Consider the following 19,477-nt stretch of genomic DNA (forward strand, 5'->3'; position numbering starts at 1 on the left):
CGCCTCGCGGAAAAGTAGAAAAGCTGGGTCAGGGCACCCCTTATTCATTTGGAAATATAGAGGAACCGGTGTACTACGAGGTGACCCGCTACTTCCCGAAACACCCTTATGACGCGCGACAATACCGATTAAGGTTTCTTGAGACTCGTCTCGATGACGATGGGCAGTTACGCGACTATTCCATTGACCCCATTAACCCCATTGACTGGCACAATAAACCAGCGACCACCGTCGTTAAGGATGGCACCCCTGGCGAACCGACCTCTGGAAAGACGAAACTGCCCGGCAAAATTGAGCTGATCCTGAATGATCAGTGGCAACCGTTACCCGTCCTGACCCCTTCTGACCAGCTGCGGGCTATCCGGTTATCACTGCCAAACAGGTGAGGCAGTCACCAATTTCCAACTGGCCCGAAGTAAAAAGACGGGGCAACTATTGGTTAAAAGCCCGGTAGGCCTGACATTGCCGGTAGCGATTGATTTATTATTGCCCCGAATCAAGGCTATTTTACCCAACTTGAACCGGGAGAACCGATACTCTTACAGGAACACCTTTGCAGTCAGCGGCTTGGCGAACTGCTCAAGGAACGTATTTTTCTCCCGAAACCAATAGCTGTGAAGCTTATCAGGAGCTAAGCACCATCAACGGAATCAACGATATCCCCACACGACTGAGATCCCTGATGGACTGGCTGGACACCTTTTCCGACGATACCAATGTCACTGGAGAAGGAGAAGAACTGTTGCTGGCAATGCTCAGGGAGAAGCAAGGGGTCTGTCGGCATAAATCGATGATCTTCCAGATGTTCTGCCACTATTGGGGGATTCCGGCCCGGCAGGTATGGAATACCTCCCACAGCTTTGTTGAGATCAGTCCCGACGGTGGGCATACCTGGCGGCAATATCAGCTCGGCGGTGGTGGACAGGCCAGCTCAGACACCACAGAGCCTGATTGGGGCGATTATCGTCAATTGGGCAATTCTGTGCTTAGGTCGCCCATTGAAAGATCGGCACGCGTTCATAGTGAGCCTGGCTTTGACTCATTAGATCAACAATACCAAGGGATTAAAGAAAAGCTGGCAATACTGAACGAAAAATTGAAGAAAAAAGTTGAGGTTTCAAAAGACGACTTGCAGGAACTTAAAAATGATTATTTTTCTTTTCTCAATATGCCAGAAAAAGACCTATCCAGATTTTATAGATTGCCAATAAACTGGGCATTGCTTATATCGCCACAATTATTTTCCCTGTACGGAGAAGACATCAACAGATGGAAAAAAATCATAGAAAAAAGTGCGAGATTGTCAGAAAACTCAACTAATCAAAGGAGTCAAAGGAGCATTTTTGTACATTCCCACGTGGATGAACTTCTTACGATACTCTCTGAAAAAGATATTGACACACCCTATCTTATTTGGCTGTGTGACATTTATGATCTTTCTCCTTGGTACATTAAGCATTCTCTATTAGCAATACTGAAATTTTATTCAAAAAGAAGGAACTCTTATCAACTAAAAAACAGAATGGAATTAATGTTCAATTCCATCCCCCTATCAATGACAAATCTTAATTTGAACAACACTCCATTAAAATGTTACAAGAAAATGTCTACCGTATTCACAGAGAACGCACAAATAATCCCCAAAAGTAAATCATTAATGTTACGAATAACGGAGACTATCATCCATCAAAAACTGAATCACCAGCCTGTAGAAAACAGCAAAATTTTACCTGAAAATCTGGTAACAGGAGAACCGGCTTTTTTAAGCAAATCAAAATCAATTAGCTATAGACCTATTATTTTTGACTGCTCTATTTTAATAGAGGAAGATGCATTCAACAAAATAGATAAAATAAACAAATTTGATATTAAACCTGAAATTAAAGAGCTTCTACTAGTTGAAGAACCCTTTTATGGTTTTAACACTGATATGAATGTAAATATTTTATCACTATTTTTTCAGTGGTTAACCATTCACCACATGAGTGACCTGAGGGAACCAATTTGGCTGACTTATCAATATGAACACTGGTCAGAGACAAAAAAAATAACAGATACTTATCAGCTGGCACTAAAGGCAGAACACCTTCGACTTAATACTGATTATCCACTTGAGCTTCCACCTTCAAGAATATCAGATTATTTCAATCAGCCATCAGCACTTGTTCTTCAAAGCAAAGACATATTCTTCCTTCTGGATGAGTTTCTTGCTCTCATTGTCAATTGATTGTGGAGCGCAGCTGCTGGATGTAGTAAAAGTTTCGCTAGTAGCGATTAATGCAATATGGTTGCGATATTGGTAGCTTCTTGCAAAAAATATAAAACGGGAACTTTTCCTTCACTGGATGAACTAAATAAGTACTGAGTGAATGTTCAGTAATTTTCATACAGTCTCTAAGGAATGAGTAAAATGACAAGGATTGATAACAATAATCAGCAAACAACTGACTCCCAGCAACCTGAATTCACCACTGCTACTGATGGGGGAAAACGGAATTACCTGAGCCGGACGGCAACACAAGCCGCCCTCGACAAACAGCTGCCTGAATCAAAACAGACTCCAGATGTTGCCTTGATCGAAAGATCACCAATTGCTTCAAAAGCCACCTTCTCTACTGATTTCGAACGCTCTCCAGTCGACTCAACAAGCAAAACCTCAGATCATCAAAGCAAAAGCTCCGGAGAGTTCTATTTTGCCAATGACCCTCTAGCCAAACAGCAGATTATTGATCAATTAGCCCTTGAACAGCCCTCAATATATTGTATCCGTTCACTGGACGATCTTGAAAAACATGGCCTTATCAGGCAATTCTGGTTAGAAAACGGCCAGTTGCATCAAGCAAAAGGACGCCTTTTTGCTGACCAGCCGATTACCCTGGTCTTTGATTTGACCACCATGTCCCCCGGTGACATCGCCAGCTTAACGATATTCTCCAGGTCCATCCACAATGCAATGATAAACCGCTGGGGGATCAGGTCAGGCGGGTATTTCTGGTTAATGACGGGATGCTGAAGGGTAGCCAGGCCGCCAACCCCGATCTGTGGCGCCGATTAGGGCAAATGCCCGAGAAGCGGGTTGCAAAAACCGATCATGTCGCTGACTCCGTCATGGATGAGACGTTGCTGGCTCAACATACCACAGCGTCCGTTGTGGAGAATAAAACCGTGGTTACCATTGATTTCGCCACGACCGGCGACTGGTATCCATGCCTGTTTGGCAGTATCGGCCTGGATGAACAGGGTCAGCTGTTTTTTTCTGAAGGTGCATTGGCCCGGCTGGAGGATGACACCCATCTGGTCTTTAAAAATGCGCCGTGGAAAAATCCGGGTTTTCAAGAAGCGCTGGCTACGGCTCTGCGAAAGGGCGGGTTTGAAGCCAACCGGCAATGGGTCAGTTTGCCAACCCAGATAAGTTTCTCCAGAGAGGAAATTACTGAAACGGAACTCAATGCCTGGAAAAAGCAGACCATCAGGGAATGTGAAGCCTTCCGTCCTGAAAGGCCATTTGCTTGCATTAATGCACACTCCATCGACAGTCTCAAGCATCGTATCAGGGTTGAAGGCACTTCGGTGGTCCCTGCAAATATGCTGGCCAATCTGCTCAAAGGCAGTAATCAACTGGTGATTACCTCAGAGCTGGATGAAAAACAGTGGTTATGGCTACTGACTGAACTGCAGCAGTTGCCGGATGGGCAACGCCCGTTACTGTTTACCAGCGTGGCTAACGGCTCTCTTCCGCTAACGGCTCTCTTTCCGCTAACGGCTCTCTTTCCGCTAATGGCTCTCTTTCCGCTAACAGTGGAAAAACAGTTCAACCTCAAAAAAGGCCATTGATTGATAGCTCAGATACTGATCCGACACCACAGAAACGGGCAAAATTAGAGCCAACCGCTAATCGTAAAAACCGAGTACTGACAACCGATGTCTTACTGCCGTCAGAAGGTAGGCGTTGGCAATTCGCAGATGATGGTTATCAGCAATGTGTAAATGCCATTCCAGGCACTGTTTTGTGCTATGAAATCAGCCCGACAGATACCATAGAGCTTTTGCAACAGGTCAATCTGACCAGTCAGAACAACATGACGTTTTCATTAACCGACGCGCCGCTGATGCAAGCGCTGGTGAATGGCACACCGCTTATTCTCAGTGGCCTGGAACACAACCCAAGGTTGTCGGCAAACCTGGAAACCCTGTTATTGCCCAACCCCTACCTGTTTATTCACGGGCTCAAAGTGGAACTGCCAAAGGCCAGCGTAACGTTCATCAGACCCCCACAGGGGCAAAGCACAGGCTCGGCGCTGATCGATCAGATTTGCAATCCACAACATCATCCAAAACAACATCCAGAACAACATCCAGGACCACATCCAGAACAACCGCCGGAAAACCCGGTCTATTCGCTGCTGAAATCACTGCCACGATCTTATCAAAGAACCTATCCGGCAGTGCCACCCTGGAGTTCGGCGGCTTTTTGCCAGCAGTTTGAGCAACAGGCCGAGGCAGAACGCCGGCTGGACGGCAGTATCCGGCTAATGCCCTGCCACCAGCGCAAAGCGTTGCACGTTCTGCTGGCCAAAGCGTACCGGGGCGATCCGGCGGTTTACAGTTTTATCAAGGCAAAAATCGCCCGGTATTATCCGGATCAACCCGCCGACGACCGGGCAAACCGGTCGGCCTTGCAACAGTGGTTGGCCAGGCATCCTGAACCCAAACTTGAGCAGATCAAAGCGGATTTCTGGACGCTGGCACGACACTGCCCGCCCGGGGTACACCGAGCCATTAAACAATTTGACGAGATTAATAACGACTCGGTTAAGGCGTTGGCAACTTATATCGTTGGCTCGGCGGACTGGTCACACTGGTTCTCACTGGCACGGCAATTAACCGTCAATCTGAATACCGTCAGAACACGATCGTTTTTTGATGGCGTGGTACGCTCAACCCTGAGGGATGCCCTGATCGCCAATAAAAAATTACTCACGTGCGGAACCGTTGTCAGTGCCACCCTGGCGTCAGTGGAGACCGCAATAAACGCTGTGCTGGTGACGGATCAGACCGATCAGCAGAAATGGCAGCAAGTCAACAACCTGCTGATTTCACTATTTGAGAATAATGAATTGCCGCCCCACTGCGAGGACCTGCCCAACGCCTTGCTCTTGAACCAACGTCATACCCAGTCCAGGCAGGAGCGTCGCCTGGAGTATCTGGCCAACCGGGTACAGGAGCACCCTATGGTCTTTCTGCAAGGGGAAGCCGGGGCAGGAAAGTCCCATATGGCCGAGGCCATTGCAGTCAAGGGCGGTTATCCCGGTTGCCAGGTCATCCAGCTGGGCCCCAACCGGACCTCAGAGGAACTGTTTGGCGGAACGCAGCTGGTCAGTCAACAAACGGACAACCAGACCGATCATCACACGGCGTTTTGCGAAGGGCCGCTCCTGCAGTGGGCATTGTCCAGGAATCCGCCCCTGCTGGTGCTGGATGAGGCTAACCTGGCACCTGACGGCTTGCTGGCTCCCCTCGCCGGTTTGACCAGGACACCGCCGGTCATCCACTATCAGGGCCGGGAATATCGGTTAACAGAGAAACACCGGATTATTCTCACCGGCAATCCCGACCATTACCAGGGGCGACGGCTGGATACCACCCTCAGATCCCGGATGCCCACCTTTTTCTACCATCCCCTGCCCGAATCCGTGCTGGCAAGGGCCATTATCTTACCCGGTCTGCCTGGCCAGTGGTCAGATGCCAGCAAGCAACAGGCCTGTCACCGCCTGTTAACCCTGTTCAACCACTTTAAGGTGCTGGTGCCGGGGGATCTGGTCACCCCGAGGGATATCAGGGATGTGCTGGCGACGGTTCGCCAGATTGTTAAATATTATCCGGCTGCGTCAACCGATATACCGGAAGCACAGGTGAATGCCCTGATCCGGCGTGCGTTTATGGACAGCCTGGCCGGTGCCGTTACCGGTGCTTACCAACAGCGCCTGACATCCCTTAATCTCTGGTATCAGGGACAGTACCCGGAAGATTTATCGGTGGTGCCGGAGCCGACCAGACCTTTGCCCAATTCCTGCAACAGTTGCAGGCAGAGAACCCTGATGCTGACTTTTCTCCGGAGCCTGTCCGGCAGCTGGTCTACCGCTACTGGCAAAGTCTCGACAAGGATGACAAAGGACGCACCGCCACGTTGGTGGAAGGGCCTGCAGGCTGGGGTAAAGACTTTATTCTGGACAGGACCATCCGGCGGTGGCCAAAAGCAGCAATTCCGGCAACATCAGTCCGTCACACCGTTCATCCACATCAATGCCAACCCGAACCAGTGGTCTGCCCTGGTGGACAGCGTCAACCAGGCCATGAGCAAAGGCCAGCTGATCGCCATCAGCGAGCTGAACCTGATCCCCAGCAGCTATCTGGAAGGGCTATTCAACGATGTATTAACCGGCCATGCGGCCCCTGGATTCCGGCTCTTTGCCACCGTCAATCCGGGCTCTTTTGAGGGGCGGGAAGCCCTGAGCCCGGCGCTCAAGAGCCGCTGCACCCAGGTCAGACTGGGGGCCTTATCGCAGCAGGCGCTGGAAGGGCTGATTCAGCGCATGTCAGGAATGCCGGAAGGGTTGCCGCAATGGCTATCGGGCCACTTCCACCAACTGGCCAACGCACTGGATGAGCAGAACAGTCCCGTTCAGCTGGCACTGGATGACCTGTTCGGCACCGCGAATTATCTGGCCAGGCAATCTCCGGAGCAGTGCCCGGAGCAATGGCAAAGGGCCTTTCAACAATACCTCTCACTGTCATTTCGTGCACTGGCGACTCCACTGCCGGAGCTACAGGATACGACAACTGCCCTTGAACAAAGGGACAATGAGGAGCAACACCGACTGCATGTTGAGCGCATAGCCAATAGTGTGCCCGGACTGCCAGCCCCTATTACGGTGAAATTCGGTAATACAGCCCACTCTGATGAACGAGAAATCACGGTCACACCGAATGTCACTGATCAGGAGGTGTTTACCGAGGTTCAAAGCACGTTCATAAGCAAGATAAACGACAGTAACAAAGCTCATGACACGACAGCAGGAGCGCCTCGCGGAAAAGTAGAAAAGCTGGGTCAGGGCACCCCTTATTCATTTGGAAATATAGAGGAACCGGTGTACTACGAGGTGACCCGCTACTTCCCGAAACACCCTTATGACGCGCGACAATACCGATTAAGGTTTCTTGAGACTCGTCTCGATGACGATGGGCAGTTACGCGACTATTCCATTGACCCCATTAACCCCATTGACTGGCACAATAAACCAGCGACCACCGTCGTTAAGGATGGCACCCCCTGGCGAACCGACCTCTGGAAAGACGAACTGCCCGGCAAAATTGAGCTGATCCTGAATGATCAGTGGCAACCGTTACCCGTCCTGACCCCTTCTGACCAGCTGCGGGCTATCCGGTTATCACTGCCAACAGGTGAGGCAGTCACCAATTTCCAACTGGCCCGAAGTAAAAAGACGGGGCAACTATTGGTTAAAAGCCCGGTAGGCCTGACATTGCCGGTAGCGATTGATTTTATTATTGCCCCGAATCAAGGCTATTTTACCCAACTTGAACCGGGAGAACCGATACTCTTACAGGAACACCTTTGCAGTCAGCGGCTTGGCGAACTGCTCAAGGAACGTATTTTTTCTCCCGAAACCAATAGCTGTGAAGCTTATCAGGAGCTAAGCACCATCAACGGAATCAACGATATCCCCACACGACTGAGATCCCTGATGGACTGGCTGGACACCTTTTCCGACGATACCAATGTCACTGGAGAAGGAGAAGAACTGTTGCTGGCAATGCTCAGGGAGAAGCAAGGGGTCTGTCGGCATAAATCGATGATCTTCCAGATGTTCTGCCACTATTGGGGGATTCCGGCCCGGCAGGTATGGAATACCTCCCACAGCTTTGTTGAGATCAGTCCCGACGGTGGGCATACCTGGCGGCAATATCAGCTCGGCGGTGGTGGACAGGCCAGCTCAGACACCACAGAGCCTGATTGGGGCGATTATCGTCAATTGGGCAATTCTGTGCTTAGGTCGCCCATTGAAAGATCGGCACGCGTTCATAGTGAGCCTGGCTTTGACTCATTAGATCAACAATACCAAGGGATTAAAGAAAAGCTGGCAATACTGAACGAAAAATTGAAGAAAAAAGTTGAGGTTTCAAAAGACGACTTGCAGGAACTTAAAAATGATTATTTTTCTTTTCTCAATATGCCAGAAAAAGACCTATCCAGATTTTATAGATTGCCAATAAACTGGGCATTGCTTATATCGCCACAATTATTTTCCCTGTACGGAGAAGACATCAACAGATGGAAAAAAATCATAGAAAAAAGTGCGAGATTGTCAGAAAACTCAACTAATCAAAGGAGTCAAAGGAGCATTTTTGTACATTCCCACGTGGATGAACTTCTTACGATACTCTCTGAAAAAGATATTGACACACCCTATCTTATTTGGCTGTGTGACATTTATGATCTTTCTCCTTGGTACATTAAGCATTCTCTATTAGCAATACTGAAATTTTATTCAAAAAGAAGGAACTCTTATCAACTAAAAAACAGAATGGAATTAATGTTCAATTCCATCCCCCTATCAATGACAAATCTTAATTTGAACAACACTCCATTAAAATGTTACAAGAAAATGTCTACCGTATTCACAGAGAACGCACAAATAATCCCCAAAAGTAAATCATTAATGTTACGAATAACGGAGACTATCATCCATCAAAAACTGAATCACCAGCCTGTAGAAAACAGCAAAATTTTACCTGAAAATCTGGTAACAGGAGAACCGGCTTTTTTAAGCAAATCAAAATCAATTAGCTATAGACCTATTATTTTTGACTGCTCTATTTTAATAGAGGAAGATGCATTCAACAAAATAGATAAAATAAACAAATTTGATATTAAACCTGAAATTAAAGAGCTTCTACTAGTTGAAGAACCCTTTTATGGTTTTAACACTGATATGAATGTAAATATTTTATCACTATTTTTTCAGTGGTTAACCATTCACCACATGAGTGACCTGAGGGAACCAATTTGGCTGACTTATCAATATGAACACTGGTCAGAGACAAAAAAAATAACAGATACTTATCAGCTGGCACTAAAGGCAGAACACCTTCGACTTAATACTGATTATCCACTTGAGCTTCCACCTTCAAGAATATCAGATTATTTCAATCAGCCATCAGCACTTGTTCTTCAAAGCAAAGACATATTCTTCCTTCTGGATGAGTTTCTTGCTCTCATTGTCAATTGATTGTGGAGCGCAGCTGCTGGATGTAGTAAAAGTTTCGCTAGTAGCGATTAATGCAATATGGTTGCGATATTGGTAGCTTCTTGCAAAAAATATAAAACGGGAACTTTTCCTTCACTGGATGAACTAAATAAGTACTGAGTGAATGTTCAGTAATTTTCATACAGTCTCTAAGGAATGAGTAAAATGACAAGGATTGATAACAATAATCAGCAAACAACTGACTCCCAGCAACCTGAATTCACCACTGCTACTGATGGGGGAAAACGGAATTACCTGAGCCGGACGGCAACACAAGCCGCCCTCGACAAACAGCTGCCTGAATCAAAACAGACTCCAGATGTTGCCTTGATCGAAAGATCACCAATTGCTTCAAAAGCCACCTTCTCTACTGATTTCGAACGCTCTCCAGTCGACTCAACAAGCAAAACCTCAGATCATCAAAGCAAAAGCTCCGGAGAGTTCTATTTTGCCAATGACCCTCTAGCCAAACAGCAGATTATTGATCAATTAGCCCTTGAACAGCCCTCAATATATTGTATCCGTTCACTGGACGATCTTGAAAAACATGGCCTTATCAGGCAATTCTGGTTAGAAAACGGCCAGTTGCATCAAGCAAAAGGACGCCTTTTTGCTGACCAGCCGATTACCCTGGTCTTTGATTTGACCACCATGTCCCCCGGTGACATCGCCAGCTTTAACGATATTCTCCAGGTCCATCCACAATGCAATGATAAACCGCTGGGGGATCAGGTCAGGCGGGTATTTCTGGTTAATGACGGGATGCTGAAGGGTAGCCAGGCCGCCAACCCCGATCTGTGGCGCCGATTAGGGCAAATGCCCGAGAAGCGGGTTGCAAAAACCGATCATGTCGCTGACTCCGTCATGGATGAGACGTTGCTGGCTCAACATACCACAGCGTCCGTTGTGGAGAATAAAACCGTGGTTACCATTGATTTCGCCACGACCGGCGACTGGTATCCATGCCTGTTTGGCAGTATCGGCCTGGATGAACAGGGTCAGCTGTTTTTTTCTGAAGGTGCATTGGCCCGGCTGGAGGATGACACCCATCTGGTCTTTAAAAATGCGCCGTGGAAAAATCCGGGTTTTCAAGAAGCGCTGGCTACGGCTCTGCGAAAGGGCGGGTTTGAAGCCAACCGGCAATGGGTCAGTTTGCCAACCCAGATAAGTTTCTCCAGAGAGGAAATTACTGAAACGGAACTCAATGCCTGGAAAAAGCAGACCATCAGGGAATGTGAAGCCTTCCGTCCTGAAAGGCCATTTGCTTGCATTAATGCACACTCCATCGACAGTCTCAAGCATCGTATCAGGGTTGAAGGCACTTCGGTGGTCCCTGCAAATATGCTGGCCAATCTGCTCAAAGGCAGTAATCAACTGGTGATTACCTCAGAGCTGGATGAAAAACAGTGGTTATGGCTACTGACTGAACTGCAGCAGTTGCCGGATGGGCAACGCCCGTTACTGTTTACCAGCGTGGCTAACGGCTCTCTTTCCGCTAACGGCTCTCTTTCCGCTAACGGCTCTCTTTCCGCTAATGGCTCTCTTTCCGCTAACAGTGGAAAAACAGTTCAACCTCAAAAAAGGCCATTGATTGATAGCTCAGATACTGATCCGACACCACAGAAACGGGCAAAATTAGAGCCAACCGCTAATCGTAAAAACCGAGTACTGACAACCGATGTCTTACTGCCGTCAGAAGGTAGGCGTTGGCAATTCGCAGATGATGGTTATCAGCAATGTGTAAATGCCATTCCAGGCACTGTTTTGTGCTATGAAATCAGCCCGACAGATACCATAGAGCTTTTGCAACAGGTCAATCTGACCAGTCAGAACAACATGACGTTTTCATTAACCGACGCGCCGCTGATGCAAGCGCTGGTGAATGGCACACCGCTTATTCTCAGTGGCCTGGAACACAACCCAAGGTTGTCGGCAAACCTGGAAACCCTGTTATTGCCCAACCCCTACCTGTTTATTCACGGGCTCAAAGTGGAACTGCCAAAGGCCAGCGTAACGTTCATCAGACCCCCACAGGGGCAAAGCACAGGCTCGGCGCTGATCGATCAGATTTGCAATCCACAACATCATCCAAAACAACATCCAGAACAACATCCAGGACCACATCCAGAACAACCGCCGGAAAACCCGGTCTATTCGCTGCTGAAATCACTGCCACGATCTTATCAAAGAACCTATCCGGCAGTGCCACCCTGGAGTTCGGCGGCTTTTTGCCAGCAGTTTGAGCAACAGGCCGAGGCAGAACGCCGGCTGGACGGCAGTATCCGGCTAATGCCCTGCCACCAGCGCAAAGCGTTGCACGTTCTGCTGGCCAAAGCGTACCGGGGCGATCCGGCGGTTTACAGTTTTATCAAGGCAAAAATCGCCCGGTATTATCCGGATCAACCCGCCGACGACCGGGCAAACCGGTCGGCCTTGCAACAGTGGTTGGCCAGGCATCCTGAACCCAAACTTGAGCAGATCAAAGCGGATTTCTGGACGCTGGCACGACACTGCCCGCCCGGGGTACACCGAGCCATTAAACAATTTGACGAGATTAATAACGACTCGGTTAAGGCGTTGGCAACTTATATCGTTGGCTCGGCGGACTGGTCACACTGGTTCTCACTGGCACGGCAATTAACCGTCAATCTGAATACCGTCAGAACACGATCGTTTTTTGATGGCGTGGTACGCTCAACCCTGAGGGATGCCCTGATCGCCAATAAAAAATTACTCACGTGCGGAACCGTTGTCAGTGCCACCCTGGCGTCAGTGGAGACCGCAATAAACGCTGTGCTGGTGACGGATCAGACCGATCAGCAGAAATGGCAGCAAGTCAACAACCTGCTGATTTCACTATTTGAGAATAATGAATTGCCGCCCCACTGCGAGGACCTGCCCAACGCCTTGCTCTTGAACCAACGTCATACCCAGTCCAGGCAGGAGCGTCGCCTGGAGTATCTGGCCAACCGGGTACAGGAGCACCCTATGGTCTTTCTGCAAGGGGAAGCCGGGGCAGGAAAGTCCCATATGGCCGAGGCCATTGCAGTCAAGGGCGGTTATCCCGGTTGCCAGGTCATCCAGCTGGGCCCCAACCGGACCTCAGAGGAACTGTTTGGCGGAACGCAGCTGGTCAGTCAACAAACGGACAACCAGACCGATCATCACACGGCGTTTTGCGAAGGGCCGCTCCTGCAGTGGGCATTGTCCAGGAATCCGCCCCTGCTGGTGCTGGATGAGGCTAACCTGGCACCTGACGGCTTGCTGGCTCCCCTCGCCGGTTTGACCAGGACACCGCCGGTCATCCACTATCAGGGCCGGGAATATCGGTTAACAGAGAAACACCGGATTATTCTCACCGGCAATCCCGACCATTACCAGGGGCGACGGCTGGATACCACCCTCAGATCCCGGATGCCCACCTTTTTCTACCATCCCCTGCCCGAATCCGTGCTGGCAAGGGCCATTATCTTACCCGGTCTGCCTGGCCAGTGGTCAGATGCCAGCAAGCAACAGGCCTGTCACCGCCTGTTAACCCTGTTCAACCACTTTAAGGTGCTGGTGCCGGGGGATCTGGTCACCCCGAGGGATATCAGGGATGTGCTGGCGACGGTTCGCCAGATTGTTAAATATTATCCGGCTGCGTCAACCGATATACCGGAAGCACAGGTGAATGCCCTGATCCGGCGTGCGTTTATGGACAGCCTGGCCGGTGCCGTTACCGGTGCTTACCAACAGCGCCTGACATCCCTTAATCTCTGGTATCAGGGACAGTACCCGGAAGATTTATCGGTGGTGGCCGGAGCCGACCAGACCTTTGCCCAATTCCTGCAACAGTTGCAGGCAGAGAACCCTGATGCTGACTTTTCTCCGGAGCCTGTCCGGCAGCTGGTCTACCGCTACTGGCAAAGTCTCGACAAGGATGACAAAGGACGCACCGCCACGTTGGTGGAAGGGCCTGCAGGCTGGGGTAAAGACTTTATTCTGGACAGGACCATCCGGCGGTGGCAAAAGCAGCAATTCCGGCAACATCAGTCCGTCACACCGTTCATCCACATCAATGCCAACCCGAACCAGTGGTCTGCCCTGGTGGACAGCGTCAACCAGGCCATGAGCAAAGGCCAGCTGATCGCCATCAGCGAGCTGAACCTGATCCCCAGCAGCTATCTGGAAGGGCTATTCAACGATGTATTAACCGGCCATGCGGCCCCTGGATTCCGGCTCTTTGCCACCGTCAATCCGGGCTCTTTTGAGGGGCGGGAAGCCCTGAGCCCGGCGCTCAAGAGCCGCTGCACCCAGGTCAGACTGGGGGCCTTATCGCAGCAGGCGCTGGAAGGGCTGATTCAGCGCATGTCAGGAATGCCGGAAGGGTTGCCGCAATGGCTATCGGGCCACTTCCACCAACTGGCCAACGCACTGGATGAGCAGAACAGTCCCGTTCAGCTGGCACTGGATGACCTGTTCGGCACCGCGAATTATCTGGCCAGGCAATCTCCGGAGCAGTGCCCGGAGCAATGGCAAAGGGCCTTTCAACAATACCTCTCACTGTCATTTCGTGCACTGGCGACTCCACTGCCGGAGCTACAGGATACGACAACTGCCCTTGAACAAAGGGACAATGAGGAGCAACACCGACTGCATGTTGAGCGCATAGCCAATAGTGTGCCCGGACTGCCAGCCCCTATTACGGTGAAATTCGGTAATACAGCCCACTCTGATGAACGAGAAATCACGGTCACACCGAATGTCACTGATCAGGAGGTGATTGCCACAGTTAAAACAGTGCTCAAGAGTAAGATACACAGCAGCAAAAAAGGTCATAACAACCCAGCGGGAAGGTCCGTTAATGATGTGCAGCATAAAGGTGAAACATCGCTGTTTAGTTTTGGAAATATCGCTCCACAATATTTTCAGATTACCCGCCATTTCCCAAAACACCCGTATGACGCTCGACAATACCGGTTAGCGTTTTTAGAGACTCGTCTCGACGACGACGGACAGTTACGCAACTATCCCATTGACTGGCACAATAACCCGCTCATAACAATCGTTAAGGATGGTATCCCCTGGCGGGCCGACCTTAGGGAAGACGAACTGCCCGGCAAAATTGAGCTGACCCTGAATGATCAGTGGCAACCGTTACCCGCCCTGACCCCTTCGGACCAGCTGCGGGCTATCCGGATATCACTGCCAACAGGGGAGCCAGTTGCCAATTTCCAACTGGCCCGAAGTGAAAATACGGGGCAACTGTTAGTTAAAAGCCATGGAACCCCGGGATTGCCGGTAACGATTGATTTTATTATTGCCCCGGACCAAGGCTATTTTGCCCAACTTGAACCGGGAGAGCCGATGCTGTTACAGGAACACCTGTGCAGTCAGCAGATCGGCAAACTGCTCGGAGATCGTATTTTTTATCCCGAAACCGATAATTGTGAAGCTTATCAGGAGCTACAAGACATCAATGCGATCGACGATATCCCGGCACGGCTAAGTAACCTGATGGACTGGCTGGATAGCTTTTCTGACGATACATTTATCACTGAAAAAGGTGAAGAACTGTTGCTGACCATGCTCATTGAGAAACAAGGCGCATGCATGGAAAAAGCAGTAATCTTCCAGATGCTCTGCCACTATTGGGGGATTCCTGCCCGGCAGGTATCGAATGTCTCCCACAGTTTTGTTGAGATCAGTCCTGACGGTGGCCATACCTGGCGACAATACCAGCTCGGCGGTGGTGGGCAATCTAGCGCAGACATCACAGAGCCGGATTGGGGCGATTATCGTCAAACAGGCAATTCTGCGCTTAGATCACCCATTGAAAGACTGGCACTCCTTCATAGTGAGTCTGGCTTTGACTCATTAGATCAACAATACCGGGGGATTAGCGAAAAGCTGGAAATACTGAACGAAAAATTGAGGAAAAAGGTTGAGGTTTCAGAAGACGACTTGCAGGAACTTAAAAATGATTATTCAGCTTTTCTCAATATGCCAGAGAGTGATCGGTCCAGATTTGATTACTTGCCAATATACTGGGCACTGCTTATATCGCCACAATTATTTCTCCTGTACGGAGAAGAAAAAGATAAATGGAAAGAGATTATAGGAAAAAGCGCGAAAATGATTGCTAGTAATACTGATCCAAAGCGCGACTTTGAGATAAGAAATGAAGGCGAACTCCTTGAGTTATTATTGAAAAAAGAAGTCGATACGCCCTATCTATTATGGTTATGTGACATTTACGATCTATCTCCTACGTATTTGAAGTATTATCTATTATCAATACTGCAATTTTATTCAAAAAGAATGAACTCTTGTCAACTAAAGAACAGATTGGAATTGATGTATAATTCTTTCCCCCTAAAAATGAAAAATCTTGATTTAATATCAGATAATAGAAGAAGATATTTCTTAACAATGTCTACCTTATTCACCGAAAGTATGCAAACGATCCCGAAAAGCAGTTCTCCAATGTTACAACTAGCAGAAACAGGCATCCATCAAAAACTGCATTATCAGCCTGCAGAAAACAGCAAACTTTTACCCGAAAAGCTGGCAATTGGAGAACCGGCTTTTTTAAATATATCAAAATCAGTATACAACAAGCCTATTATATTTGACTGCAGTTCTTTATTAAAAGAAGATGTTTTTAATAAAATAAACCAAATAAAAAAATCTGACATCAAACATGAAATCAACAAGATTCTTAATGCATCCCCTTCCTTTTTTGAACTGGATAACAAAATCGCATCACTATTTTTTCACTGGTTGGCAGCTCATCAGATGAGCGATCTGAGAGAACCAATTTGGCTTACTTATCAATATAGCCACTGTTCAGAGACAAAAAAACCAACAAATCATTTTCATTTGAGCAAAAGAACAGAAAGAAATACGCCTATAACCCATTATTATTTAGAACTTCCACCCACAAGAATATTAGATTATTTCAATCAGCCATCAGCGGTTGTTCTTCAAAGCAAAGACATACTCTTACTTCTGGATGAGTTTCTTGCACTCATTGTCAATTGAATGTTAACTTGCGACCAATGAGATGAAAAAAAATCACGAAAATAACATGAACGTTATTTGAACAAGCAAATATATTGAGGGGACTTTTACCATTTCCACTTAAAAAAAGGATAATGATAAATGGCTGGGGTGGAGGGATTCGAACCCCCGCATGTCAGGATCAAAACCTGATGCCTTACCGCTTGGCGACACCCCAGCAGAGAGACGAACGATTAACGCTGCGCCGTAAAACCCTTCCGATGCTACTATACGACAACTCGTTTTAGCAACCACCTGTATCTTGCAGAAAAGATTACATGGTAGCTAGGGGCAGATTCGAACTGCCGACCCCAGCATTATGAGTGCTGTGCTCTAACCAACTGAGCTACCTAGCCGCCGAAAGATGTTGCGCACTTTAGTGATTTCACCCGAACCTGTCAAGCAAATATCCTATAAGCAAAGCAGTTTCTTAATACGACGACAGGAAAATACTCGAATCAGGAGCGCAATAAAAATGAGGCACGCTTCAGCATGCCTTACTCTGACGTTTTTTTCAGCCGGGTTCAAACATTAAACAGGAAGTGCATAACGTCACCATCCTTGACAATATATGCCTTGCCTTCTACACGCAGACGGCCCGCTTCTTTAGCGCCCTGCTCACCATGGTATTTGATGAAATCATCATAGCCAGTGACTTCCGCACGAATAAAACCACGTTCGAAGTCAGTATGAATAACACCGGCAGCCTGCGGTGCAGTTGCACCTACTTTCACCGTCCAGGCCCTGACCTCTTTCATCCCTGCGGTAAAGTAGGTTTGCAGACCAAGCAGGTCATAACCAGCACGGATAACGCGATCCAGACCCGGCTCATCCATTCCCAGGTCGGCCAGAAACTCTGCGCGCTCGTCATCATCCAGTTCGGCAATTTCAGATTCCAGTTTATTACAGATCGGAACCACCACAGCGCCTTCCTGAGCAGCAATTCCCCGAACGGTATTCAGGTATTCGTTATCCTCAAAACCATCTTCATCAACATTGGCAATGTACATGGTGGGTTTGATGGTCAGCAGGTGGAACAAACGAACAAGCTTGCGTTCATCATCACTCATATCCAGAGAGCGAACCGGATTACCAGCCTCCAGGTGCGGGATGATTTTTTCCAGCAATCCCTTCTGGGCGAATGAATCCTTATCGCCACCCTTGGCAGAACGGGCAACGCGCTGAAGCTGCTTTTCACAGCTTTCAAGATCCGCCAGCACCAGCTCCATATTGATGATTTCAATATCAGCACGGGGATCAATCTTGTTAGCCACATGAATGACATTGTCATTGGCAAAGCAGCGAACCACATGAGCAATCGCATCGGTTTCGCGGATATTTGCCAGAAACTTGTTACCCAGACCTTCTCCTTTGGATGCCCCCTCCACAAGACCAGCGATATCCACAAACTCCATGGTGGTCGGCAACACTCGCTGAGGTTTAACGATTGCCGCCAGCTTATCCAGACGGGGATCTGGCATGGCAACAACACCGGCATTGGGCTCAATGGTACAGAACGGGAAGTTCTCTGCATCAATACCCGCCTTGGTTAAGGCATTAAATAGCGTTGATTTACCAACGTTTGGCAATCCAACGATGCCACATTTGAAACCCATAGCGCTTCTGCTCGCTCCTGAAGATAGTTAATGGGGCAGAATTATAAAGACTGAGGGAAAAAATTTCAGAAATTTTATGTCGACTGATAAAAAAACGCCCGGAAAAATACTTCCCGGGCATTCGATCGAATTAAATAAAAGAAGAATCAGCCAAACTTTGGCAGAGCCCCCATCAAATCAAGACCCGCCAGCACCATGGCCGCAATACCAAAAAGGAAGATCAGTATCATTCTCAGGATCCCGCCCGGCACCTGGTAGCCACCCTCACCTCGCTGACGACCAACCCAGGCCATCGCCACCGGAGAGAGAATGCAGAAAATAACCAGCACCAGCCCGGCAAAGCCAATGGCAGTAATAAAACCATTGGGCAGGAACACACCCAACAGGGTTGGAGGAATAAACGTGATCGCACCTGTTTTTATGCGGCCCAAAAAGCTGTTATCGAAACCAAACAGGTCCGCGATGTAATCAAACAGACACAGGGCAACGCCAAGGAATGAGCTAGCCACCGCCATATTGGCAAACCACTGCAATACATTCGAAATATTCACATTAAGGCCAGACTCGGAAAGTGCGCCCAGCATATCGCCAATATTGCCTCCGGCAGCAATAATGGTCGGAAACGTTTCACGAGGCAGGTTGCCAAAGAAACTGAGCTGCCACATGGCATAAAACGCCAGGGCCAGCAACGAGCCCGCCAAAAGAGCAAACCTTACCTGCCTTCCATCTTTATTGAGATAGCGGGTGATACTGGGCACAGCGGTCTGCATACCAAAACTGACCGTCAGAAAGCCCAATGATCCAAAAGAGAAAGGAAACACTTCGGCAAACGAGAGGCCCGGCATCAGATAGTCAGATGACGCATTACCCAGCAAGCCACTGATACTCCACAGAAAAGCAATCACCATTCCGCCAACCAGCACCGTACTGACCCGGTCAACGGCACGGGTTCCGCTTATTACGATAGCCGCAAGCACCAGGGCAAAAACAAAGCTGGCCATCGGCGGGGAGAGAGAGACACCATCTACGGCCTCCAGAGAGTACGTAATGATGGAACTGCCTCCCGAGATGTAGGCATAAGTCAGGATGTAACAGAGAAAGGCAACCGAAGCACCGTTGACAACACGACCAAAAGAACCAATGGTGCCCTCGGCAATGGAATCAAAACTCGCCCCCAGAGGAAAGCGCAGATTGGCTTCCAGTAGATAGAGTGATGCACTGTACATGCAATACCAGGTAAAGACCATCAGCAGCATTGAGTAACCAAACCAGAGACCGCTGGTGGCCACCGGCAGTGAAAACATTCCGGCACCAATCGCAGTACCGGCTACGATCACCGTTCCTCCAAGAACCGAACCCTGCTTCCCGGTAGAGCCCGCAGAACTTTCCGTTATAACTGCTTCAGACATTCATAATCCTACTGCTATTGGAACTATATACTTATTGAACTCAGGACCTTTATGAAATCAGGGCCTTATTCAGCTCAGTTTT

Annotated in this window: 8 protein-coding genes and 2 tRNA genes; 6 read left to right on the plus strand and 4 right to left on the minus strand. The window is 48.6% G+C overall.

The features are described from left to right. Nucleotides 1–68: 68 nt before the first annotated feature. The 6 genes from MJO57_RS24045 to MJO57_RS24070 all read left to right on the plus strand — a co-directional run bounded on the left by MJO57_RS24045 (nt 69) and on the right by MJO57_RS24070 (nt 16,352). Complete coding sequence (locus MJO57_RS24045) at nt 69–386, plus strand: hypothetical protein (protein ID WP_252019308.1); 318 nt, start codon at nt 69–71, stop codon at nt 384–386. 167 nt (nt 387–553) lie between these two features. Beyond that, entirely contained in the window at nt 554–2,227 is a 1,674-nt protein-coding gene (locus MJO57_RS24050) for a transglutaminase-like domain-containing protein (RefSeq protein ID WP_252019310.1), read from the plus strand. A gap of 174 nt (nt 2,228–2,401) precedes the next feature. Next, nucleotides 2,402–3,013 carry a hypothetical protein gene (locus MJO57_RS24055; RefSeq protein ID WP_252019312.1) on the plus strand — a complete coding sequence of 204 codons (612 nt, stop codon included), beginning with the start codon at nt 2,402–2,404 and terminating at the stop codon, nt 3,011–3,013. Beyond that, nucleotides 3,007–3,834 (plus strand): hypothetical protein, encoded by an 828-nt coding sequence (locus MJO57_RS24060; protein WP_252019314.1) that lies wholly within the window; start codon nt 3,007–3,009, stop codon nt 3,832–3,834. The genes MJO57_RS24055 and MJO57_RS24060 overlap by 7 nt, the downstream gene beginning before the upstream one ends. Continuing rightward, nucleotides 3,831–9,308 (plus strand): AAA family ATPase, encoded by a 5,478-nt coding sequence (locus tag MJO57_RS24065; RefSeq protein WP_252019315.1) that lies wholly within the window; start codon nt 3,831–3,833, stop codon nt 9,306–9,308. Before MJO57_RS24060 ends, MJO57_RS24065 begins: the two co-directional genes overlap by 4 nt. 174 nt (nt 9,309–9,482) lie before the next feature. Beyond that, nucleotides 9,483–16,352 carry an AAA family ATPase gene (locus MJO57_RS24070; protein WP_252019317.1) on the plus strand — a complete coding sequence of 2,290 codons (6,870 nt, stop codon included), beginning with the start codon at nt 9,483–9,485 and terminating at the stop codon, nt 16,350–16,352. A gap of 121 nt (nt 16,353–16,473) precedes the next feature. Here the strand turns inward: MJO57_RS24070 and MJO57_RS24075 are convergent. The 4 genes from MJO57_RS24075 to MJO57_RS24090 all read right to left on the minus strand — a co-directional run bounded on the left by MJO57_RS24075 (nt 16,474) and on the right by MJO57_RS24090 (nt 19,395). Next, nucleotides 16,474–16,548: transfer RNA gene (locus MJO57_RS24075), tRNA-Gln, on the minus strand. A gap of 101 nt (nt 16,549–16,649) precedes the next feature. Beyond that, nucleotides 16,650–16,726 (minus strand) — tRNA-Met (locus MJO57_RS24080). A gap of 168 nt (nt 16,727–16,894) precedes the next feature. Continuing rightward, on the minus strand, nt 16,895–17,986 hold the full coding sequence (ychF, locus tag MJO57_RS24085) for a redox-regulated ATPase YchF (protein ID WP_252019319.1): 1,092 nt from the start codon (nt 17,984–17,986) through the stop codon (nt 16,895–16,897). A gap of 146 nt (nt 17,987–18,132) precedes the next feature. Next, nucleotides 18,133–19,395 carry an amino acid permease gene (locus MJO57_RS24090; RefSeq protein ID WP_252019321.1) on the minus strand — a complete coding sequence of 421 codons (1,263 nt, stop codon included), beginning with the start codon at nt 19,393–19,395 and terminating at the stop codon, nt 18,133–18,135. Nucleotides 19,396–19,477: the final 82 nt, after the last annotated feature.

This window comes from Endozoicomonas sp. SCSIO W0465, from assembly GCF_023716865.1.
Lineage (GTDB): Bacteria > Pseudomonadota > Gammaproteobacteria > Pseudomonadales > Endozoicomonadaceae > Endozoicomonas.